This is a genomic window from Deinococcus radiophilus (assembly GCF_020889625.1).
Taxonomy (GTDB): Bacteria; Deinococcota; Deinococci; order Deinococcales; family Deinococcaceae; genus Deinococcus; species Deinococcus radiophilus.
Genome location: NZ_CP086384.1, coordinates 33,553 through 54,434, shown reverse-complemented (window position 1 = coordinate 54,434; position 20,882 = coordinate 33,553). Strand labels below are relative to the sequence as shown.

27 protein-coding genes and 2 pseudogenes are annotated in these 20,882 nt (G+C 58.1%); 22 read left to right on the top strand and 7 right to left on the bottom strand.

Annotation, left to right across the window (positions count from 1 at the left end):
- Window positions 1–22 precede the first annotated feature (22 nt).
- The 11 genes from LMT64_RS13720 to LMT64_RS13680 all read left to right on the top strand — a co-directional run bounded on the left by LMT64_RS13720 (window position 23) and on the right by LMT64_RS13680 (window position 8,822).
- A complete protein-coding gene (locus LMT64_RS13720; RefSeq protein WP_229253581.1) occupies window positions 23–952 on the top strand; it encodes a hypothetical protein in 930 nt (309 codons plus the stop codon).
- 40 nt (window positions 953–992) lie between these two features.
- A complete protein-coding gene (locus LMT64_RS13715) occupies window positions 993–1,454 on the top strand; it encodes a hypothetical protein (protein WP_229253580.1) in 462 nt (153 codons plus the stop codon).
- Window positions 1,445–1,687: a hypothetical protein gene (locus LMT64_RS13710; protein ID WP_126353530.1), complete on the top strand. Its 243-nt coding sequence runs from the start codon at window positions 1,445–1,447 to the stop codon at window positions 1,685–1,687. The genes LMT64_RS13715 and LMT64_RS13710 overlap by 10 nt, the downstream gene beginning before the upstream one ends.
- Window positions 1,688–1,730: 43 nt before the next feature.
- Complete coding sequence (locus tag LMT64_RS13705) at window positions 1,731–2,411, top strand: hypothetical protein (RefSeq protein ID WP_126353528.1); 681 nt, start codon at window positions 1,731–1,733, stop codon at window positions 2,409–2,411.
- 228 nt (window positions 2,412–2,639) lie between these two features.
- Window positions 2,640–2,768 carry a hypothetical protein gene (locus tag LMT64_RS14215; protein WP_267869790.1) on the top strand — a complete coding sequence of 43 codons (129 nt, stop codon included), beginning with the start codon at window positions 2,640–2,642 and terminating at the stop codon, window positions 2,766–2,768.
- Window positions 2,769–3,091: 323 nt separating this feature from the next.
- A complete protein-coding gene (locus LMT64_RS13700) occupies window positions 3,092–3,355 on the top strand; it encodes a type IIL restriction-modification enzyme MmeI (RefSeq protein ID WP_126353526.1) in 264 nt (87 codons plus the stop codon).
- Between the two features lie 175 nt (window positions 3,356–3,530).
- Window positions 3,531–3,899: a winged helix-turn-helix domain-containing protein gene (locus LMT64_RS13695; RefSeq protein ID WP_169310663.1), complete on the top strand. Its 369-nt coding sequence runs from the start codon at window positions 3,531–3,533 to the stop codon at window positions 3,897–3,899.
- Window positions 3,900–3,931: 32 nt separating this feature from the next.
- Entirely contained in the window at window positions 3,932–4,390 is a 459-nt protein-coding gene (locus LMT64_RS14345; RefSeq protein ID WP_169310664.1) for a transposase, read from the top strand.
- 87 nt (window positions 4,391–4,477) lie between these two features.
- Window positions 4,478–7,018 carry a class I SAM-dependent DNA methyltransferase gene (locus LMT64_RS13690; protein ID WP_126353452.1) on the top strand — a complete coding sequence of 847 codons (2,541 nt, stop codon included), beginning with the start codon at window positions 4,478–4,480 and terminating at the stop codon, window positions 7,016–7,018.
- Entirely contained in the window at window positions 7,008–7,727 is a 720-nt protein-coding gene (locus LMT64_RS13685; protein ID WP_126353450.1) for a hypothetical protein, read from the top strand. Before LMT64_RS13690 ends, LMT64_RS13685 begins: the two co-directional genes overlap by 11 nt.
- Before the next feature lie 90 nt (window positions 7,728–7,817).
- Window positions 7,818–8,822 (top strand): hypothetical protein, encoded by a 1,005-nt coding sequence (locus LMT64_RS13680; protein ID WP_126353448.1) that lies wholly within the window; start codon window positions 7,818–7,820, stop codon window positions 8,820–8,822.
- Window positions 8,823–8,866: 44 nt separating this feature from the next.
- On the opposite strand, the gene LMT64_RS13675 is transcribed toward LMT64_RS13680, so the two are convergent.
- Together LMT64_RS13675 and LMT64_RS13670 are read right to left on the bottom strand one after the other, a co-directional pair.
- Entirely contained in the window at window positions 8,867–10,003 is a 1,137-nt protein-coding gene (locus LMT64_RS13675; protein ID WP_126353446.1) for a hypothetical protein, read from the bottom strand.
- On the bottom strand, window positions 9,996–10,553 hold the full coding sequence (locus LMT64_RS13670) for a hypothetical protein (protein ID WP_126353444.1): 558 nt from the start codon (window positions 10,551–10,553) through the stop codon (window positions 9,996–9,998). Before LMT64_RS13670 ends, LMT64_RS13675 begins: the two co-directional genes overlap by 8 nt.
- A gap of 474 nt (window positions 10,554–11,027) precedes the next feature.
- On the opposite strand from LMT64_RS13670, the gene LMT64_RS13665 reads away from it, so the two are divergent.
- The 4 genes from LMT64_RS13665 (at window position 11,028) to LMT64_RS13650 (ending at window position 13,041) form a co-directional block, all read left to right on the top strand.
- The gene (locus LMT64_RS13665) at window positions 11,028–11,570 is read left to right on the top strand and encodes a hypothetical protein (RefSeq protein WP_211334205.1); all 543 of its coding nucleotides are present in this window, start codon (window positions 11,028–11,030) and stop codon (window positions 11,568–11,570) included.
- On the top strand, window positions 11,567–11,845 hold the full coding sequence (locus LMT64_RS13660; RefSeq protein WP_126353442.1) for a hypothetical protein: 279 nt from the start codon (window positions 11,567–11,569) through the stop codon (window positions 11,843–11,845). Before LMT64_RS13665 ends, LMT64_RS13660 begins: the two co-directional genes overlap by 4 nt.
- Window positions 11,846–12,013: 168 nt before the next feature.
- On the top strand, window positions 12,014–12,409 hold the full coding sequence (locus tag LMT64_RS13655; RefSeq protein ID WP_229253604.1) for an antitoxin Xre/MbcA/ParS toxin-binding domain-containing protein: 396 nt from the start codon (window positions 12,014–12,016) through the stop codon (window positions 12,407–12,409).
- Entirely contained in the window at window positions 12,406–13,041 is a 636-nt protein-coding gene (locus tag LMT64_RS13650) for an RES family NAD+ phosphorylase (RefSeq protein ID WP_013615892.1), read from the top strand. Before LMT64_RS13655 ends, LMT64_RS13650 begins: the two co-directional genes overlap by 4 nt.
- Before the next feature lie 25 nt (window positions 13,042–13,066).
- Here LMT64_RS13650 and LMT64_RS13645 read toward each other — a convergent pair whose 3' ends face one another.
- Both LMT64_RS13645 and LMT64_RS13640 read right to left on the bottom strand, forming a co-directional pair.
- Window positions 13,067–14,044, bottom strand: a complete 978-nt coding sequence (locus LMT64_RS13645; RefSeq protein ID WP_126353438.1) for a hypothetical protein — start codon at window positions 14,042–14,044, stop codon at window positions 13,067–13,069.
- Window positions 14,041–14,397, bottom strand: coding sequence for a competence protein CoiA family protein (locus LMT64_RS13640; protein WP_041223069.1), 357 nt, complete (start codon window positions 14,395–14,397; stop codon window positions 14,041–14,043). The genes LMT64_RS13645 and LMT64_RS13640 overlap by 4 nt, the downstream gene beginning before the upstream one ends.
- Before the next feature lie 106 nt (window positions 14,398–14,503).
- Between LMT64_RS13640 and LMT64_RS13635 the strand changes: the two are divergent.
- From LMT64_RS13635 to LMT64_RS13615, 6 genes and pseudogenes are all read left to right on the top strand, one after another.
- Window positions 14,504–15,280 (top strand): annotated as a pseudogene (locus LMT64_RS13635) (transposase); the annotation flags it as partial.
- A 446-nt stretch (window positions 15,281–15,726) separates the two neighbouring features.
- Window positions 15,727–16,710: an IS4 family transposase gene (locus LMT64_RS13630; RefSeq protein WP_126353712.1), complete on the top strand. Its 984-nt coding sequence runs from the start codon at window positions 15,727–15,729 to the stop codon at window positions 16,708–16,710.
- Between the two features lie 75 nt (window positions 16,711–16,785).
- Complete coding sequence (locus LMT64_RS13625; protein ID WP_229253603.1) at window positions 16,786–17,025, top strand: helix-turn-helix domain-containing protein; 240 nt, start codon at window positions 16,786–16,788, stop codon at window positions 17,023–17,025.
- The gene (locus LMT64_RS14340; protein ID WP_380100579.1) at window positions 17,022–17,516 is read left to right on the top strand and encodes a transposase; all 495 of its coding nucleotides are present in this window, start codon (window positions 17,022–17,024) and stop codon (window positions 17,514–17,516) included. The genes LMT64_RS13625 and LMT64_RS14340 overlap by 4 nt, the downstream gene beginning before the upstream one ends.
- A gap of 109 nt (window positions 17,517–17,625) precedes the next feature.
- Window positions 17,626–18,598 (top strand): IS630 family transposase gene (locus tag LMT64_RS13620; protein WP_229253457.1). Its coding sequence is split into 2 segments (ribosomal slippage): window positions 17,626–18,048 and window positions 18,050–18,598, totalling 972 coding nucleotides; the frame shifts between segments, so codons are not numbered across the junction.
- A gap of 34 nt (window positions 18,599–18,632) precedes the next feature.
- Window positions 18,633–18,938: pseudogene (locus LMT64_RS13615) on the top strand (IS701 family transposase); the annotation flags it as partial.
- Here the strand turns inward: LMT64_RS13615 and LMT64_RS14335 are convergent.
- Window positions 18,913–19,122, bottom strand: a complete 210-nt coding sequence (locus LMT64_RS14335; protein ID WP_169310711.1) for an IS3 family transposase — start codon at window positions 19,120–19,122, stop codon at window positions 18,913–18,915. The pseudogene LMT64_RS13615 and the gene LMT64_RS14335 overlap by 26 nt on opposite strands.
- A gap of 119 nt (window positions 19,123–19,241) precedes the next feature.
- Window positions 19,242–19,541: a transposase gene (locus LMT64_RS13610; protein ID WP_083801594.1), complete on the bottom strand. Its 300-nt coding sequence runs from the start codon at window positions 19,539–19,541 to the stop codon at window positions 19,242–19,244.
- 67 nt (window positions 19,542–19,608) lie between these two features.
- Between LMT64_RS13610 and LMT64_RS13605 the strand changes: the two genes are divergently transcribed.
- Window positions 19,609–20,028: a transposase gene (locus LMT64_RS13605; protein ID WP_229253602.1), complete on the top strand. Its 420-nt coding sequence runs from the start codon at window positions 19,609–19,611 to the stop codon at window positions 20,026–20,028.
- Window positions 20,029–20,190: 162 nt separating this feature from the next.
- Here LMT64_RS13605 and LMT64_RS13600 read toward each other — a convergent pair whose 3' ends face one another.
- Window positions 20,191–20,841: a DsbA family protein gene (locus tag LMT64_RS13600; protein WP_229253601.1), complete on the bottom strand. Its 651-nt coding sequence runs from the start codon at window positions 20,839–20,841 to the stop codon at window positions 20,191–20,193.
- Window positions 20,842–20,882: the final 41 nt, after the last annotated feature.

Below are 20,882 nucleotides of genomic sequence, written 5' to 3'. Positions count from 1 at the left end.
AACTTGCCCAAGGAGAACACCTATGACCCAGACCACCACCACCGTCTACCTGGCCCACCTGAATCCCGATGACGACACGCCCACCCTCGGCAACAAGGTCTTTTTCACCCAGGCAGAAGCAGAGCAGGACCTGATGGACCTGGCCCTGAGCGTACAGAGCGGAATCACAGACGATGACCTGGAAGACGGCGAGGAGAACGACCTCTTCCACCCCGAAGGCAGCCCCCTGGAGAAACTGCAGGCCCTCTACGACAGTGGGTACATCACCACCCAGGCCGAAGTGCTGCAACTGGAACTCCATGGTGACTCGGTGCGGAGGCTGCTGAGCGAGATCGACTGGGAAAGCCTGTTCGGGCAAAAGGAAGTCCTGACCGGACTGATCGCAGAACTCAGGGAGCAACAGCGCCCGGAAGTGGAAGCACTGCTCGGCCTGCTGTACCTGCTGGACGCCCTGCAGGACATCGGGGACGCCTGCGGCCTGCCGGCATACGAAGATGGGCATGAGCACATCATCCTCAGGGCCGGGCAGTATCTCAACGTCACAATGCGGCAGCATCACTCCACGGACGGGGTGCCCCAGTGCGGCTACCGGGGAAGTGGCCCGGCCGACACCGCCCTGAGCATCCTAGCGGCGCTGCTGCCCCCGCCCAATCCGCCGGTCAGCGAACAGCTTGCGTCCGAGTTCGGGTACCCAAAAGACAGTGACGACTGGGAAGCCTTCGAAGCAGGTCTCGGTGAAAAGCGACTGGAGGCCATCCAGGCCCGCCGCCTGGAACTGGAAGAGGGCCCCATGCGGCCGGTGCAGCTGCATGACCGCAGCCGGGTCCCCATGCTGGCCTGGAAACTGCATCAGGCGTTCAAAGAGGAGTTCCTGGCCGGGCTGGATGAAACGCAGGAACACCGCATTCCCAAAGCGCAGATCCGGGAGTGGGTAGAGAAGCAAAGCGGCTGAGAACAAGCAAACCAACCAGACCGTCAGGCACACTCAGGGCATGACCGTCCCAACCTTGCCAGATGCACCCGCTTTGCCGGCAGGCGTCCAGGTGGCCCTGCTTCACCCTGATCCTCTCACCCTCCTGCTGTGGCGCGACTCCGGGCGGCCACCCGCGCCACACCTCTGCGAGGACATCGGCGAGGACTGCGGCCTCTACAGCCCGGTCTTTGCCCCTGACCCCCAGCAGCGCTATCCCGGCGCAGTGGTCATCACCGAAGGCTTCACCGGCCAACTGTGCACCCACGAGTTCAACTTTCCCGTTCACGGGGACGGCCGGTTGCACTTCTTCCACTCGCGCACCTGCGTCCACTGCCGGGTCAATGTCGCCACCGTGCACTCCCGACGGGGCCGGCAGATCAGCTGCGAGTACGGCGGGTGGAACGTGCGCGCACACATCTTTCACGCCTGGGCGAAACGTGGGCCTGTTCCCGGCAGCCTGGAGGTTCAGGCATGGCACTGAAATGGAAACGCGGCACAAACTTCGGCTCGGACGGCGAGTACCTCACAGCCCAGCATGCGGGTCACACCTACACCATAGAGCGCCGGACCAGCTTCACGCAGGGGAAGTCCAGTCACGACTACCGCCTGTGGCTGCTGAAAGTGGACGGCGAGGTGCCGGACCACGGGCGCTGGCTCACGGGCCTAAAGGCCGTGAAAGCTCAGGCGGAGGCCTTGACAGCCCGAGAGGGCTGAAAAGAGGCTGGGCCGACGTTCCATTCCCTCTCAGGAGATACGTATGCAGCAGATCTACACCGCCACCTTGACGTGGACCGGACAAACGCAGAGCCTCGGCCTTCACGCCAACGCCCGCAGCGCCCAATTGGCCTGCTTCCAGCACTGCCTGGAACTGGCTGACCAACCCCCAGCCAGCCCAGAGCAGCTGGACTTCCAGCACGGCACCGGCCACTGGGAAGACGTGACGTTCGAAGTCACCCAGGTGGACGTTCAGGACCTCGCCAGGAACGAACGAAGCCTGCTGCACGGCTACCATGTCATGGACGTTCACACCGCACCCACCCGTAACGGCGCCGCGTTCTCCTGCACCGTCCACCATGACGGCAAGGTCATCGGCCACGCTGAGAACAGCGGCACCGGCGGCTGCTCTCTGATTCGGCTGGACCAGCCGTACCGCGCCGCGTTCCAACAGGCCGCCGAGCAGTGGGCCAACGACACCGGCAACGGCTTCGAAATTGAGGACGCCTTCCTCTACGCCCTGCTGGACTGCGAACAAAACGACCAGATTGCCAGAAGCAACGTCCTGATCCGCACCCATGCAGACAGTAACGAAGACATCATCCTGAAAGGCGTGAACCTCAGCGACCCGCAGATTCTTGCGGCCGAGCCTCAGGCCCATTCGCGCTGGATCATCGGTACCGGCTGGAAGGACATCGGCCGCGGACTGACGGACAGCCAATGAACGAAAGCCCATGAGCCAAATGAATCCCATCAATTGATAAGGCGTGTCCGCAAGAAATGAAGATTATTCCAGAAAAATGCCTGATAATGGCTGACTGGCCTTGTATGACACCCTAAAATAAACGTGTCCCCTGGGCGTGATGCATGACAGCAGGAAGAGCGAGACTCCAAGTCCACAAAAATGGCACTTGGAGTTGCAGTCCAAGTGCCGGAAAGGCGGGTGGTAAGCATGGATAAGCACCATGATGATACCACAACAGACCGCCGCACTCCGGACGCCATCCGGGCAGCATGGATCAACGTGCTTGCCTCGGCCCTGCGACTGGTTGCTGCGGTGGTCAGCCTCTTTGACCCCTAAGCCTCGCTGCTCGATTCTAGACATGCCCCCCGCCCAGGGGGCTTTTTTTGTGCAGGGCAAATCGCACACCAGCAACGACGCGGTCCCTGGCGGCTCATGCCGCAGGTGCACAGGGCATGAGTCTGAGCACACCACTCCCAAAAATCGGCCACGAGTACACCGTCCGCTGGACCCAGCGCGGCTCCCCAGCAGGCAGCCCCAAAGCGCGGCCGACCTGCTGACCGAGCTGCTTGGCAGCCCTGCCCCCCTGAAGCCTGCCCACCTTCCAGACAAGGGTCCCCATGCCAGACCAGCACACACCGAATGCAAGCCATACTGAACCCATGCCCATCTCGCCCGAACAGTTCGTCGCCCGCTACCGGAATGCCACCGTGAACGAGAAAGGCGCGGCACAGAGCCACTTCATCGACCTGTGCCAGCTGCTGGGAGTGCCGACCCCGATGGAGGCCGACCCGGAGGGCCAGCACTACCGCTTCGAAAAGCCGGTGCTCAAGGTGACCGGCGGCAGCGGCTTTGCGGACGTATGGAAGCGCGGGCACTTCGGTTTCGAGTACAAGGGCAAAGGCAAGAATCTGGACCGGGCCTAAGTAGCTTCCGGGTGTAGACTAAGTCATCAGACGACTTGACCCCCAACTGACTCCTGAAGACGAAACTCGGCTCCAGCAATTAATGTTTTCGACTGATGTCCTTCCATGTGAGCGCAAACGGTACTTTGCCCTCTGGCATGCTCACCAGGGACTATCCTCCTACAAGATTGCAGGCATGGGTATCCTGACTGCTACCCGCGTACGTCGTGTCATTACCCTTTACCGCGAAGGTGGCCTAGATGCGCTCAAAGAGCGCATCCACCCTGGAAGCAAGAGTCAGATTACGCCTGAGATTGGCGAAGATTTGAAACGGCTGATTGCTCAAGATGACCGAGTGTGGACCGCCAAGACAGTGGGTGAATATCTCGTCCAAGAACATGGCATACACCTCAAACACACGGCTATTACGGACCAGCTCCATAAGCTGGGACTGACTTGGCAGCGTACCCGCTACGTCGTTGCTGGACAAGCTGACCCAGAGGAAAAAGCCAGGTTCAAGGAAAACCTTGAAGTGGTAAAAAGGGGGCCAAGTTCGGCCTCCTGAAACTTCTTTTCCTCGACGAAGCCGCTATTTGGTTGACTCAACCCAATACCTATAGCTGGCGACCTATTCAGCAGCCCCTCCGTGTACCCACGAGTAAAGCTCGTGGTATCCGTGCCCGATTGAACTTAATGGGAGTTGTGGAATATGGGTCTGGAACAGTGTTTTACCGAGAGATAGAGGGAAATACTACAGGTCAGGCCGTTGTGGATTTCATCGAGGTTCTTGCTGCTGATGCGAATCCAGAATGTCCTACGGTTGTCCTTGTGGACCGAGCAAGTGTGCACACTTGCTCGGCAGTGAACCAGCAACGGAAGAGGTGGCAGGACCTCGGTCTCATCATCGCCCATCTCCCCGCCTACAGCCCTGAACTCAATGATATGGAGCCCCAGTGGCGACACCTGAAATATCAAGAGTTGCCAGAACGCCACTACCAGAACAAAACAGATTTGCGAAGGGCAGTTGGTGGAGCCAACTGGGGAATTGCAATATGATGCAATCTACACCTGGAAGCTACTTATCAGCAGCTGCTGGCTTACCGCGAAGACCTGGAAAACCCGCCGCTGCTCGCCGTGTGCGACATGCAGACCATCCGAATCCACACCAACTTCACCGGCACCCAGAAGCACGTCGAAGAGTATGACTTGGATGACCTGCTGAGCGAGCAAAAGCGCCAGCGGCTGCGGCTGCTGTGGACCGATCCGCAGGCCTTCAACCCCGCACATACCATCGAGCTGGCCACGGTGGCCGCTGTCGAGTCCCTGGCGCGCATCAGCGACGTGCTCAAAGCGAAGGGCGAAGACCCGGAAGAAACCGCGCACTTTCTGATCCGGGTGATGTTCACCCTCTTTGCCGAGGACGTGGGCCTGCTCCCGGAAGCCACCTTCGGGCGGCTGCTGGGAGCAGCAAAAAAGCATCCTGAGGACTTCCCTGAGATGTGCCGTGAACTGTTCGGCGCCATGAAGGTCGGGCGCACCACCATGCAGGGACGCATTCCCTACATCAACGGCGGCGTCTTCGAGGCCACCCACGCCCCCGCCCTGGACCTCAAAGCGATCAACCTGCTGCACGACGCTTCGAAGCGCAACTGGTCCCAGATCGACCCCACCATCTTCGGCACCCTGTTCGAGCTGGTGATCGACCCGGGCAAACGCTGGCAGCTGGGCGCGCACTACACGCCGCTGGCCGACATTCTGGACGTGGTGGAGCCGGTGGTGTTCCGGCCCCTGCGGGAAGAGTGGGAGACGGTCCGCAGCGAAATTCAGCCCTTGCTGCATGACATCGAGAAGAACCGGGCGGCCAGCGGCGACCTGTTCACCCAGCAGGCGGCCACCGAAACCCTGACAGGCGAGGTGGTGGGGCGTCTGAGCGCCTTCCAGCAGCGGCTCGCCGGCGTCACGGTGATGGACCCGGCGATGGGGTCCGGCAACTTCCTGTACGTCACGCTGCGGCTCCTGCTCGACCTGGAACTGGAGGTGCGCGAAACCGTCCGGGCTGTCACCCTGGACCTGCTCCCCGCGCCGCAAGTGAGCCCGGCGCAGCTGCTGGGCATGGAGGTCAATCCCTACGCACACGAGATCGCCGGGATGGTGCTGCACATCGGCTACCTGCAGTGGATGCGTGAACACGGCGAAAAACGCGAGGTTTCCCCGGTCCTGAGAAGCCTCCCAGGGCTAACGCACTGCGACGCGGTGATGGACGGGGAAGAGGCGCGGCCCTGGCCGGCGGCGGAGTTCATCACCGGCAACCCACCCTTTCTGGGCTACTCCCCGATGCGCGAGCAGCTGGGCGGCGGTTACGTAGACCGCCTGCGCCGTGCCTACGCCGGCAAGGTGCCGGGCCAGAGCGACTTCGTATGCTATTTCTTCGAGCAGGCCAGGGAAAACGTCGAACAGGGCCGCACGAGACGGGTCGGCCTGATTGCCACCAATTCCATCAGCATGGGCGAAAACGCGCGCGTGCTGGAACGCATCACGCAGACCGGCAGCATTTTCGCGGCGTGGCCGGACCGGGCCTGGATTCAGAGCGGGGCGGCCGTCAGGACGGCCATCGTGATGTTCGACGGCGGCGAGGAGCAGGACAGGGCGCTGCTGCACCATGAAGGCGACGAACGTGACCCCAAACGCCGCGTAACCGTTCGCACGGAGGTGAACACCCTTCACGCTGACCTCCGCAGTGGTCCGGACCTGCGGAGCGCTACGGCACTGCGGAGCAATGCAGGCCGGTCTTTTATCGGGGTCATTCCCGGCAGCAAGCATTTCCTGCTGACCAAGCAAGATGCCCAGAACATACGGAACTTGCCCAACCCTGATGGCCGCGACAACAGCGCTGTCATCCGGCCCTTCAAGGTCGGCAAAGACGTGAACGGACACGACGCCGAGCGCTTCATCATCGACTTCAGCGGCCTGAGCGCTGAAGAAGCTGCGGCCTATGACCAACCGATGAGCATCGTCCGCACCCTGGTCAAACCGCAAAAAGACAAGATGAACCGCGACATCAACCGGCGCAACTGGTGGAGGTTCAACGAGGAGCGCCCCGGCATGCGGCAGGCCATCAAGGCACTAAGCCGCTTCATCGTCACGTCCATTGTTTCAGAGCACCGCTTTTTCGTGTTTCTCGGCGCTGATGTGGTTCCTGGCAACAAACTGGCCGTCATTGCCAGCGAGAGCTATCTGGACTTCGGCATATTGAACAGCCGCCCACACGTCCTATGGGCTGAGCGCAAAGGCAGCACACATGGCGTGGCAGGGGACCTCTCCTACACCCCCAGCACCTGCTTCGAGACGTTCCCCTTCCCAGACCCGGACAGGGCCCAGGCGCAGGCCATAGAACAGGCCGCCCGGCACCTGGAAGCCATGCGTGCCCACCTGCTGAGCAAACGGGGCGGACATGGCAAACCCCTGACCATGACCGGCATCTACAACCGGCTGGAAGCGTACCGAAACACCGGCACAGAAGAGATCACCGGCACAGCTGCGCTGGCCCGCGCCCATGACACCCTGGACGCCGCCGTGGCCGCCGCCTACGGCTGGCCGTGGCCACTCGGTGACGCGGAAGTGCTGGAGCAGTTGCTGGCCGAGAATCTCAAGCGGGCACAAGGCAGGCCGACCCATGAGTCCTGAGTGGGTCAAAATCCTTGTCAGCGGAATGGTCACACTCCTGGGGGTCTGGGGCGGAGCCATCCTGGCACTCCGAAACGCAGAACGCAACCGGCAGGCCGACCTGTGGCTCAAAGAGCGCCACGAAACGTTCAAGGAGGTCAGCCGTGTGCTGTTCGAGTTGGACAACCGCCTACTCACTTTCCGCCGCCACATCCCAGTTCTTACAGAGCCGTATACGAACGAGTTCAGGCAGCAGCTGACCAAGCAGCACGGCGAGGTGCATAAAATAGCCGAGATGCTGCTGCAGTTACAAAACCTGCGACCCACCACGATCTACTTTCTGCCTGCAGAACATCGGCTGTTTCAATCTCTTCTTGAAAAGCTTGAAAGTTTGGGCCAATTTACGGCCGAACACGACTGGACCCTGAACCAAGCTGCGCAGCTGAGTGATGCCCTCTGGGAAGCGGCACGGACGGAAAACGCAGCTTCCTTGTTAAAAGAAGCAGTCCGAGAAGAGGATCAAGAGGCCAAAGAGAGGGCCGTCCAAGCCATAAAAGCACAATTCGAGATGCTGACGGTCAGAGACAGTGCTGGAGTGCTTCAGGATCTGCACGCCCAGGCACAAACCATTCAGGAGCTGACCCGCCGCCTGGTGAATGTGCAGTTCGCGGCACTAAAGCTCAATCACCCTGAACCGTTCGCCCAGCTGCATGACCCGCCCGTGGAATAACAAAAGTAAATTCCGCACTCAGGATGGCCTGAGCCATTCCCGGCATCAGAAAGACTCGACAACCCTGAAAACGTCAATCATAATAATTAAATGACAAATGGAACCAATATTTCACTAGAAAACATTCCATTCATGATTGACGAGACTCCTTTCAACTTCTTTTCTCCAGACGTTCAACAAGAAAATCTCAGATTCCTCGAAGGACTTCGCCCAGCTTATTTCGGTTATCTGAGCCGGACGCACGGAGCTGTGCTTGCAGACGATTCTGCTTCCCCAGCAGATCGTCAGTTTGCTGCAACAGCCCTCAGGAATGCCCATGCTCAGGCGCTGGAAACGTTCTTTGCCCTCATCGGCGCAGCGTTGCAGGCACCAGAAGCGCCTGTAGCCTACATGCTGAAATACCGGGATGAGATTGGAAAGGTAGTTGATAAGATTTCTACAGGTGGGGATCTCAAAACCCGGTGGCCGTTAGCAACGTTGAATTGGCAGCAAGTAGCCGAGCTCATTCTCTTATCGCACAGTGATATCACCGAAGAACAACGAGCAATGAACGTGCAGGGGTTCGCTGATCTATGGCGAAGGCTTGCGCACGACTTCAGAGACGAGAGCCGCTCCTTAGAACACAACAGCATCAAGCACGGGTTGCGTCTCCGGATGGGGGGGATGTCTCTCCAAATCGGCATTCCGGAAAGCCCAGGAGAGGAACCTGCGAAGATGATTTCACTTGGAAAAAGTGAATTCGGTTCATCATACTACGTAGCAAATCCAGTCAACGGTAGTAAGCACAACTTTCATTTGCGTGATCGTTCGGTTGCCTGGGAACCCCATCAAATGGCCTGGGAATTAGAGTTCCTCCAGACCTCGATAGAGAATGTAATAGCTTTCTTGAAATATCAATCTGGCGCAAGAGAAGATGAGCTTCAGCTCAACTGTGCATCCGATGTCAGGGCATTTACACCGCCTGAAAAGCCAAGAGGAGCATCACTTAGATTCACCTCGAATACAACAATCATCATAGATCAGAACGCCCTTTGGACTAAAGAGAGTATTCTGACGTCCTACGATTCTGAACCCATAGAGGAGAGCGGAAGCTGAATCGCCGCCTTTGGCAGCAGCTCTTTTGAAACATCTCCGGCTTCTCAATATAGATTTCGCGGCTGGCTCATCAAATTGCCAAAATCCGAGGACAATAAAGTCCCCCCGTCAACCAGCACCTTATTTGCCTCTCCGAGATTTGCGACACCCCTTGAGAACTCGGCGATCCCCTCCAGAGCCGTTTTACTGTCCCAAAGATAACGGCCTAAGCGGGCAAATTCCTGCGACTGCTTTCCGAAATATCTTCTTTCAGCATCGAAAGTCAGAAAGGCAAGCACGGCGTGTGCTTGCCGCAATAGTTGCTCATTGCCGTATACCGGCAGCTCCTCTTTAAGCCAGCCTTGCTCACCGATCAGCAAATCGGTCACGCGTTCTTCTATGGCCAGTGCTCCTGTCTGGGAGTGGCTTCTTGTAGGATAAAATCCTCGGTCCGTTAGCCCATCCGCGTATCCTGTCAAATATAACCACCGGATCTGCTTATTGCCGGCAGAAATAGTGGGGCTGACAAGCGCAGGGAGGACGTCCCAGCGACGTGAGTCCAAAACAGCCACCAGAACCGCCGTGGCAAGGATGAGGAGTGGATAGGCGCGCCACCCCAGCGAGTAGTCGACATGACCGTCAATGCGCAGCCGCAACACCTTGATGGCCTCGGTCAATAGCCCTTTTAGCTCTGCCGAAACGATCTCAGGTGGGATCTGCTTTACCGCAACGACCAAGGCCGTTGCCAGCGGCCTGCAACGCCCCTCCACCATCTCATACCACGCTATGGCCGCCTCTGGACCATGCAGCGATAATTCCGGCAAGGTCTGCAAAAATCCTATGAATGCCTCGCCTTCCTGACGAAGTGCGGTCCTGGCCTTCTCGCCTGGCTGTGGAAACAGATCGCGCAAATGCTCAGCGGTGCTGCCTGGCACCTGAACCAGCGGCCCATGAACATTAAATTGCTGATTATGACTCCCAACCTGGGTGTAGGCATCCCGCTCAACGTGCTGCTCAAACGACAGATCTCTCAGAGACACGCTTCCGTCGTTCGTCTTCACTCCTATCGTCTTCAAACTGCTCTGAATATCGGCCTCTGAGTGTCCCAGCATCTCAGCCAGTTGCCCCGTCAGTACTTGCAATAGTCCCGCCTGCTGAAGGACGTGAAGCTTTGTGCGCAGCGCCTGATCAATTTCAGCCACCGAACAGCTCCTTAACCTTCGCGGCAAACTCGGCAGACTGTAATCCTAATCCCAATAGAACAGGACCATAATTTTTGAGTTTCTCAAAAGCTCCGGTTTTTACAGCCTTTTCTGCATGCTTAAGGGCACTTTCTGCTTCTTCCTGCTCCTCTTCAGGCAAATCTGGGACAAGGGAACGCAGGTCACCAATCAATTTCAGCAGGCGTTCCGCATCCTGTGAACCCACCTGCACATGCATGCTGTTGTGGTCACCAAGCTGGGTGTTGGCTGTCCCGTAGTTCGTCTGGTGGAAGGCTATGGGTCGCTCCTGGGTTGACAACTCAATGCGTGGTACACCTGTCGCATCAGCCGAAGACACGGCCTGCAAGCCCTGTGCAGTCAGTTTCAGCAGCCGCCCACCATACATCGCAGAATCCAGTCTTAAAAATTCCAGAGTCAGCAATTTTTCGATGATAGGTGCATCGGGATCGTCGCTCTTGGTCTGGAGAGTCAATCGGGGGTTCTGCTGAGCGCGTTTCAGGATCGTGTACATTTGCTGCTGCTCGTCCATGCCATATCCTAAAGCAGCTCAGTGTCCCCGAGACCCTACAAATCACTGCCCGTCAGGTCGGTGCTATGTGCCAGATCCACGATGAGCTGCACATCAATTACGAATGCCTACAGGGCGAGGTTGAACAGAAATTGCTGTGGGAACGCAAGGCGAGGTCCATATAGGAATCTCAGGCGGCAGGAACTTTCCATAAGCGGCGAATCAGCAGACCTCTGCAAAAAGCAGCCTGAAACCATGATCCACACCTGCCAGACTGTAACCACGCAAGCCGTGATCACGATCTTCATCGGATTCTAACAACCTTCCAGTCTTTCAGTTTTTCGCCTCCCCGGTGGTCTTCTCCACACGAGAGGGCCGCCTTTTCTCTGGCCAGCAACCAACAAAAGCCAACCAGCTTCAGCCCTCTTTCCCTGCCACGCTTCCGCGTGGAAGAGAGAAGGGGCGAACCCACAGGTTCAGAAACAGGAGCACCCTATGATCGAAGATCCGCACCAGACCAACCTCACCCCTACACCTGAACCCGCAGCACCCGAACTGTCCGACGCTGACCAGGCGGTCCCCGGCGACCCTGGCAGCTTCCTGGAGTGGTACACCGGCCGCAAGGCGGACTATGCCAGCCAGAAGGCCCGGCTCAGAGCCCAGTACGAAGCGATGCTGCGGGACATCGAACGCCAGGAAGAGGGGCTGGACTATCACTTCGCGGACCGCGCCGAGCGGGAACTGCGCGCGCAGCTCACCGGCCGCAGCCGCTCGGTCAAGTTCCTGACCGGGACCATCGGCCTGAGGAAGAAGCCGGGCAGCGTGAACGGGGCGGACGTGCCACTGGAGCTGTGGCCGGAAGAAGCCCAGAGCGCCATTGTCACGAAGGTGGACGGCACCCTGCTGAAGAAGGTGGTGAAGGTGGTCGGGGAGAAAGCCTACCTGGCAGAGACGGGCGAGCCGCTGGAGCTGCCGGGCCTGCGCGTCACGCCAGAGGGCGAGGCGCTGTACGTGAAGACCGGAAAGGAAGAAGCATGAGCCAGGAACAGAACAAGCAGGAACAGGACACCCAGGAAACGATGTACGACATCAGCGTAGCGGCCAGCCTCGCCATCACGGACGAGCGGGTGCAGCAAACGGGCAACCGCTTCACCCTGCCCGATGGCCGCCAGATTGCGGTCTGGTTGACGCCAGAGCTGATCGACGAACGCACAGAAGGCGAGGAAACCCACACTGATATCACCTGGGCCGAAGCTGAAGCGCTGGGCGTGACGCTGAACGATTATTTGGAGACAGAAATCAACGAACGGTAAGGCCGACTGCTGTCGTCTTATAAGCCGACAGTGGTAGTCTTCTCTCAAGAAAGGAGCAGTGATGACCCAGGCCTCTATGTTCCTGCTGCTGCAGAACACCTCCATCAGCGCCTTCCTGATCTCTCTGATCCTGAAACGGCGCGGCGTCTGACGGCCGCCTTGCCGGCCGTGGTCCGGATGCTGGATGACCTGCAGGTGAACCGCGGTCAGCAGGCCAGGCTCCTCGACCTGAGTGAGCGCACCCTGCAGCGTGCCCTGCAGGGCGACCTTCCCAAGAGGCTCAGCGTGGACCAGTTCACCCGGATGAGTCTGGTCACCGGCATCTACAAGGCCCTGCGCATCCTGTTTGTGGGTGAGGCCTCCAAAGTCTGGCTGACCCGTCCGAACGGCAGACGAACCTTGAACGGTCAGCGTCCCCTCGATTACATGCTCAGCGGCGGCATTCCGGCGATGCTGACGGTGCGTCAGTTGCTGGACGCGGACCGCTCAGGTCAGTTTGGGGACGCTGCAGCAGAGGACCGGGCCAGGGCGGCGAAGGTCGGCGTCCGGGTGGTGGAGGGTTGAGCATCCGGCACTTTACCGGCCGCCCTTCCCGACTGATTCCCTCCTGCTACGACCCCCCCATCCTCAGGGAGCATGCCCAGACACCAGAGGAGTATGACGCCCTGCTCGATCTGGACAACCTGACCAATGGACGGGTCATGGCCGGCAAAGGTGAGACCTCGGAACCTTACCAGAGCGTGCGTCAGGCCTGCTTCCATTACGCCAGCAACTCCAGGTTCAACATTCCCCTTGAGGGGCATGGGGCCTGGTATGCGGCTGAACTGAAAACGGCACAGCACGAGGTGGGCTATCACTTCGCCCTGCGGGCCATCGCCGAGGGCCTGGAGGAGTTCAGCACGGACTACACCCGCTACAGCTCTTATGTCGATGACGATCTGGTCGAAGCGGAAAGCCTGCCTGAATACGTGCAGGCCCTGCAGGTAGACCCCAACGATTACACGGTTTCGCAGAGGCTGGGCGAGCGTCTCCGCGAGCAGGGTTGTGCGGGCATCTGTTACCAGAGCCAGCGTTCTGCGGGTGACAGCTGCATCGCGCTGTTACAGGAATGGGCCGTGACCCATATCCAGCGGCATGAAGGCTACCGGTTCAGCTGGAATCCAGTGACAGAAGAAGTGGAAATCCGCAGGAAGTAATGGTGCCTGAGCCGTCTGATCCCACTCACAGCCCCCGCAGCTCGGCCAGCAGCCGCTCACCCACCGGCCCTGGCAGCAAGGACAGATTCGCATCGAGCAACCAGTCCAGCAGCTCCGCCATGTCCTTGGGGCCCTGATACACCGGCCTGCGCCCACCACCTTCCAGGTACAGCGCGGCCTGGTGCCAGTGCCACTGGCGCTGACCATCCAGCGTGTACGCCACCAGCCCCTGAGGAACCTCGCGCTTGCACAGAAGAAAGCGGCCTGCAGCGCAGTTCAGGACCATGTATCCCCCAGGCGGCGGGATGTGCGACTCGAAACGCTGCAGCATGGCCTGTCCCCGCACCTGCCCGGCCTCATCCAGAAAAAAATGCTCGTGCACGGCTCGCCGCACACCCTGATCCGGCTCCAGCTCCAGCGCTCCGGCCACGTCCGAGGTGTCCCGCAGCCGCTCTGTCCAAAAGGGTATGGCCAGCGCACGGTAAGCCCCATCAGCAGCCACCATGTTGGCCGCTGTCTGCGCTACCCAAGCGGGCGGCACTTCACCGAAGCGCAACCACGGCAGCGGCAGCAACGAGGGACCAGCGGGCGCGTACCCAGGTCGACCTGTGTGCAGCTCGGCCAGCAACACGTCCTCAAGTACATGCCATCCTAGCCCCAGCGCCTCAAGAAAGCGGTTGGCGTCGCCGGCGTACACCCCTCTGAGGGAGAATTCGGGTCTGCGCCTGAGCCAGCGGCCGAGGACCGCTGCAAGTTGTGTAGATGACGCCCCGGACGGAACACGCAAGGTCAGATCACTGGGGGAGAGCAGCTGCAGACGGTATCCCTGGGGTGTCCGGACACGGAAATTCAAGGCCTCTGCCGAGAAGACCTGTGGCCCGGTCACCGACAGCTCACAGCTGTACTTCCTCCCATGCCCATGCAGCTCACAGCCCACCACCTCGCGCCTCTTTGCTTTGACCGGCAACTGGGCCTGTTCCCTGGACATCATCTCTGCGGTCACAGCACCTGATCTTCGTAGCTCAAAGTGGCCAACATCACCGGCAGCCCCTGCTCCAGCAGCCACTCGCGCTGCGCCCCCCAACTGCTGGCGCGCCGGCTGGCCTTGCTGTCCTCGAACGCCCAGATCACCTCAATCCCGGCGTCCAGGTAGGACATGGTGCGCGTCTGCAAGGCCGCCGTCACGATGGGGGAGTACTGCGCTTCCCCGGCAATTCTCGACCCGTCCGGCAAGGTCAGCAACACGTCGGCAATCCGCCCAGCCTCCTGCACCCTGGACTCGAATTGCACTTCTCCTGTGCCGTATAACTCCACCAGCTTGGCAGCCAGCGCCTTTTTCATCTCGATATGTTGCATGGTCTCGGGTTCCAGCTCAGTGTGAACTGGACACTCAGGACTCTGCTCAGAACTTGCACCTGAATAGGGAGACAAAAAGCGCTCCCAGACCTGAAAATCTGGAAGTGTGAACAAACAGGTTTCAGGGGAGCGCACCCGTATTTTCGCACAGCAGGTTCTGGACATTCCAGAGACGCCGTATCAGCAGCGAAGCTTGCAAGCTTCGCTGCACCTCTTCCACAGTCCAGGTCGGAAGACCAAGTTCAGCCAGGCTGAAGGGGTCAGTCCCAGTGCACTGAGCCGATTTTTCAATGTCTATGACTGGGATTCAGACCGCTGCTGGGAAGAGATGCAGGACACCCAATGGCGCATGTTGCTGGACGCGGCTCGCCACAAACGCAAACCTCGATTGCGGCTCAGTGTGGACCTGACCACGGTGGAAAAGGTGGGCACCCAGCTGCCTTATGTCAGCGTGTACAACGGCAGGCACGGCATTCATCTGGTGGTCCTGTTCGCTGAGTACGAGGAACTGAAGTTCCCCATTTCTTACCGGGTGTACCAGGGCAAGCACACCAGCACCCCGGTGACACTGGCCCTTGATCTGCTGGAAGAGGCCCCCGACTTCATCCGGAAGCGCTTCCAGGTCTGTGTGCTGGCAGACAGCGGATTCGAATCCGCTGTCTTTCTGGAAGGTGTGCAGCGCCTGGGTTTTGAGTTCGTGGTGGGTGTGCGGAGCAACCGGCGCACGGACCATCCTGGGCGGGTGACGGTGGCGGATTGTCCGCATGGAGGGTACGTCAACCTCGCCAACTGGTCCCTGGAAACACTGTCCCTGGGGAGGATCGACCGGGGGGACCGCGAATTCTTCGCGGTGTCGTCCGAGCTGTTAAGTAGCTTCCGGGTGTAGACTAAGTCATCAGACGACTTGACCCCCAACTGACTCCTGAAGACGAAACTCGGCTCCAGCAATTAATGTTTTCGACTGATGTCCTTCCATGTGAGCGCAAACGGTACTTTGCCCTCTGGCATGCTCACCAGGGACTATCCTCCTACAAGATTGCAGGCATGGGTATCCTGACTGCTACCCGCGTACGTCGTGTCATTACCCTTTACCGCGAAGGTGGCCTAGCTCAGTAGGTGACAACTTCAGTTTCACATTGTCCTAGACGGCAAAAACCAACAGTCGGCCCCATCAAGCTTGATGGGGCCGACTGTTCACGGTTTCCTGAGAGTGTGAAAACAACAGAATCCGCCGCCCAGCAGGCTACCGTACTGACCCGCCACTTCAAAGCACACGCGAGTCACCTCCGCATTGACACCCTTCAGCGGCTGATCGATGTGCTTCTGGCGATGATTGCCGCGAGGAGCATCAATCATCACGACCTGAGTCCTCACATGCCCGGTATCAGCACGCCGCAAGCCAAGAAAAGAAGGGCGGACCGAACCTTCCGGGATGAGCAGCTGGACATGGACTTTTTCATCGCTCTGCTCGTCGTCCATCTTCCACCGGGGAAGGTGTTGCTGAGTCTGGACCGCACCAACTGGGAGCATGGGGAAACGCCCATCAATTTTCTGGTGCTTGGAGCCGTGGTTCATGGCTTCACCCTGCCCCTGATTTGGGTTCCTCTTGATGAGTCTGGGAACAGCCATACCTATGCCCGTATGTGGCTGGTATTGAAGCTCCTCCGCGTCTTGCCAGCGAAACGCTGGCAAGGCCTGGTGGCTGACCGTGAGTTCATCGGTGCGGAGTGGTTCCGTTTTCTCCGTCGTCAAGGCATCAAGCGGGCGATCCGCATTCGGCACAGCGACATGCTGGACGACACGAATGGGAAGGAATGGTTTAAGCACGTCCAGCACGGTCATTTCCATGAAATCGACGAAAAGGTGTTCGTGTTTGGCGAACTCATGCGGGTGGTCGCGACGAGGTCATCCACAGGTGACCTCGTCATCATTGCCACAGATTTCAGCGCTCGGAAGACCTGGAAGCTGTACAAGCAGCGCTGGTCAATCGAGTGCACCTTCAGCAGCTTCAAGATGCGAGGCTTCGACCTGGAGCGGACTGGGATGACGGAAAGGAGCCGTCTACAGCGGCTCTTTGGCCTGGTGACACTGGCCTGGGTGTTCTGCTTGCGCCTGGGGGTCTGGCTGGGCCAGACCCAGCCCATCCCCGTTCTCAAGCATGGTCGTAGAGCGGTCAGTCTGGTGCGGCACGGTGCTCAGCATCTCGTGGATGCCTTACGGTGGAAACCCAAACAGTTCATGGCTGTCCTAGACCTGTTGACCCAGCCCTTTTGCCCACCAGGAGCGCCTTTAGACGAAGTTGTCACCTACTGAGGTGGCCTAGATGCGCTCAAAGAGCGCATCCACCCTGGAAGCAAGAGTCAGATTACGCCTGAGATTGGCGAAGATTTGAAACGGCTGATTGCTCAAGATGACCGAGTGTGGACCGCCAAGACAGTGGGTGAATATCTCGTCCAAGAACATGGCATACACCTCAAACACACGGCTATTACGGACCAGCTCCATAAGCTGGGACTGACTTGGCAGCGTACCCGCTACGTCGTTGCTGGACAAGCTGACCCAGAGGAAAAAGCCAGGTTCAAGGAAAACCTTGAAGTGGTAAAAAGGGGGCCAAGTTCGGCCTCCTGAAACTTCTTTTCCTCGACGAAGCCGCTATTTGGTTGACTCAACCCAATACCTATAGCTGGCGACCTATTCAGCAGCCCCTCCGTGTACCCACGAGTAAAGCTCGTGGTATCCGTGCCCGATTGAACTTAATGGGAGTTGTGGAATATGGGTCTGGAACAGTGTTTTACCGAGAGATAGAGGGAAATACTACAGGTCAGGCCGTTGTGGATTTCATCGAGGTTCTTGCTGCTGATGCGAATCCAGAATGTCCTACGGTTGTCCTTGTGGACCGAGCAAGTGTGCACACTTGCTCGGCAGTGAACCAGCAACGGAAGAGGTGGCAGGGCCTCGGTCTCATCATCGCCCATCTCCCCGCCTACAGCCCTGAACTCAATGATATGGAGCCCCAGTGGCGACACCTGAAATATCAAGAGTTGCCAGAACGCCACTACCAGAACAAAACAGATTTGCGAAGGGCAGTTGGTGGAGCCAACTGGGGAATTGCAATATGATGCAATCTACACCTGGAAGCTACTTATTGATAACGCGGTAAGTTCACGACAGAGTTAGACTGAAACCGTGAGTGAGGTTTGGCGGCCCAGCCGATGGACACGTCAGCAGATGGAAGAGCGGCGACTCGCCGCTCTTCCGATGCTCTCCGATATGACCCTGTCCTCCAAGACGATTGCCCAGCGTTTTGGTGTCAGCGCCAGCACTGTTCGTACCTGGCGGCAGCGCTTACGACATGGCGATACCCTTGAAGCTACTTTCTCCTCTGGACGTCCCTCCTTTCTCACCGATCACCAAGTGGCTGAAATCATGGCGATGATTGAGGCAGGGCCAGATCCACAGCGTTTTCCAGACGGGCGCTGGACTACCGCACGTATTCGCGACGAGATTGGATGCAGATATGGTGTCTGGTATGACCACGACTGGGTCGGAAAGCTGCTGTTACGCTGGGGCTTTTCCTGGCAGAAAGCAGAAAAACGCCCGTTGGAACAGAATGCTGAGCAGGTCGACGCTTGGCTGGAAGCAGAGCTTCCAGTCCTGGAAAAAAAAGATAGATGATGGTGAAACCATCGTCTGGGCCGATGAAGTCGGAATCAGTATGAAGCCCGTGATTGGCAACACCTGGGCCACGCGTGGTCAGACCCCAGTGATTCTGGCCAAGACCAATTGGAAAAAGCTCTCCGTGATTGGCGGGATTACGTCTAAGGGCCAGTTTTTCCAGCAGACACACGAAGGGTCGGTCAAAGCGATGGGCTTCATCGCATTTTTGACGCATCTGATGCGACACATCAAGGGGAAGATCACTGTTGTGGTGGACAACGCTAAAATCCATAAGGCGAAGGCCGTTTCGGCCTTCGTATCACAACATGAACGACTGAGCCTAACGTACCTGCCACCGTACAGCCCTGAACTCAACCCCATTGAACGAGTGTGGGCCTATGTCAAACACCACCAACTCGCCAATTTTTGCCCAGAGACGCTGGAGCAACTCAAGGCTTACCTCCGTACGGTATGGCCGAAAATCCGCTATCGGCAACTCCCAGCCAAATTGCTAGGTATCTACCCTGAAGTGTTACCGACTTAGCACGTCATCAATAGAGGGGAAGGACATCCTGGCCGAAGGAAAACGGCGCTGGGCACTGGAATCCTTTTTTAAGGAGGGGAAGCATCAGTTTGGGTTGGCGCAGTTCGCGCTGCGAACTGCCAGGGGTCTGGATCGGTGGATTCTGATGGTCTTCTTGGCGTTTACCCTGACCATGCTGCACCGCTCAGAGGACATGACCTTGAAGGAAGCTGCACGCTTGGCTCTGTACACCTTGTTCCCCGAAGTCAGGCTGAACCACCTGCTGAGCCAGCTTCAAAAAGAGCAAGAATTCTTGCTCCAGCACGGCTATTCGCTCAGCTATGCAAGGTGCAAGTTATGAGTTTGACGAACTTGCGACGAGTTTTGCCGTACAGGCCAAGGTCACGCATGAGGCGAGCAATCCGTCTGACACTGTGGTAATGACCCTTGGCTGCCAGTTCAGCCTGAATCCGGGGCGCTCCATAGCGCCCCTTATGCTGATGGTGGATGTCCTCAACAAGCGGTTTGAGATGTTCGTCCTCCATCTTTCTCGGTGATAATGGCCTTCTTCGCCAGCTCCTGAAGCCGCTGGGCGTCACTTGCAGGACTCTGCACATGACATCAGTTCGATATTCACCCTGGTGAGCAGCGATGAACGCGAACCTTAGAGATTTTCTTTGGCAAAGAAGGCTGCTGCTTTTTTTAAGATTTCACGCTCCTGACGCAAAATCTCAACTTCTTTTTGGAGCCGCTGGATTTCCTGCTCTTGTGGCGTCAGGGTCGTTCGACCCTGACCTGGGAATGCGGCTGTCCCAGCCTTCTGAGCCTGGAGTCTCCAGCGATAGAGCACAGAGGGGCTGATTCCGAGGTCACGTGCAGCACGGATTGGGCCGACATCTTCACGTGCAGCGAGTTCGATGGCCTGACGCTTGAATTCGGCAGTGTAGGTCTTTCTGGTCGTCATGGTCTTGCCTCCTATGGTGAGGCTTAACTGCACCGACTCAAAACTGGACTAACCCCAGGGCCTCGTCATGGCGATCAAGGTACATGAAGCGGATTATCAGGATCGCGCCGGCGCGATCCTCCTGTTGCGAGACTTGCCCAACGTTTTTCCACGCATGCAACATCTTTGGGCAGACCAAGGATATACCGGCAAATTGGGAGCTGAAATCAGAAAACATTTGGGCTGGACGTTGGAAATCGTCAAGCATCCTTGGTCGGGGCGGCAGGGTACCTGGGCACCAAAAGACGCACCTCCACCACTTGTGGAGGTGCCAGCAGGATTCGTCGTGCTGAAACGTCGTTGGGTGGTTGAACGAACCTTCGCCTGGATAGGTAAATCCAGGCGGATGTCCAAAGATTACGAAGCATTGCCGGAAACCTCAGAAAACCTCGTCTACGAGGTTATGATTCGCTTGATGGTAAGACGACTGGCCAAAGATATGCCCTGAGGAGTTTTCAGACACACTTTAGCGAAAACCCGATTTTGCGCCATCTGTGATGAGTAATTTATGAGTCGCCAAGAATCGTGCGAAAACGACCATTTTTGAAAGACATCAGGGGTTCTTTCGCCCTTATGTCGCTATACGCCTGGACATGAAATGGATTCCTGATTACTCGTTCAGCCCTTCCTGAATAGCATTTTCCAGCGCTTCCAGGCTCAGTTCTGGGAGGGGTTTACCGTTTACGAAGAAGGTAGGTGTTCCGGTCACGCCGACGGCCTCCCCGTCCTTGCGGTCACGGGCCAACAGGTCACGCACCGCAGCGGATTCCATCGTGGCCTGGGCTTTGCTGCGGTCTAGGCCCATGTCCTCGGCGTAGTCCAGGAATTTATCAGTCTGTGCAGTCTGCTGCTCGCCCCATTCGCGTTGTTTCTGGAACAGGTAATCACGCATCCGCCAGCGTTTGTCAGCACTGTCCTGCGCGGCAGCTTCAATTAGTCCTGCGGCCAGCGTGGAGTTACTGTGCAGCGGGAAGTAGCGGGCTACCAGTCGCACTTCGCCGTTGTACTTCTGCATCACGTCCATGAGGGCAGGTTCGACAGCGGCGCAGGATTCACACTCCGGGTCAAAGAATTCCACGATGGTGACTTTAGCGTCAGCAGGCTCCAGGAAAGGGCTGTCAGGCCGAATCAGTTGCTCGGTAGAAATGGCGGCGCTGCTTTGTGGCTTGGGCCGTTTGGCAAGGTTGAACATCAGCAGGCCAGCGATAACAGCCAGGGCCAGGGTCAGAATGAGCAACGCTCGGTTGTTTTGACGGTTCATTACTTGCAGAGCTTAACACATGAGCAGTTATTCAGGTATAG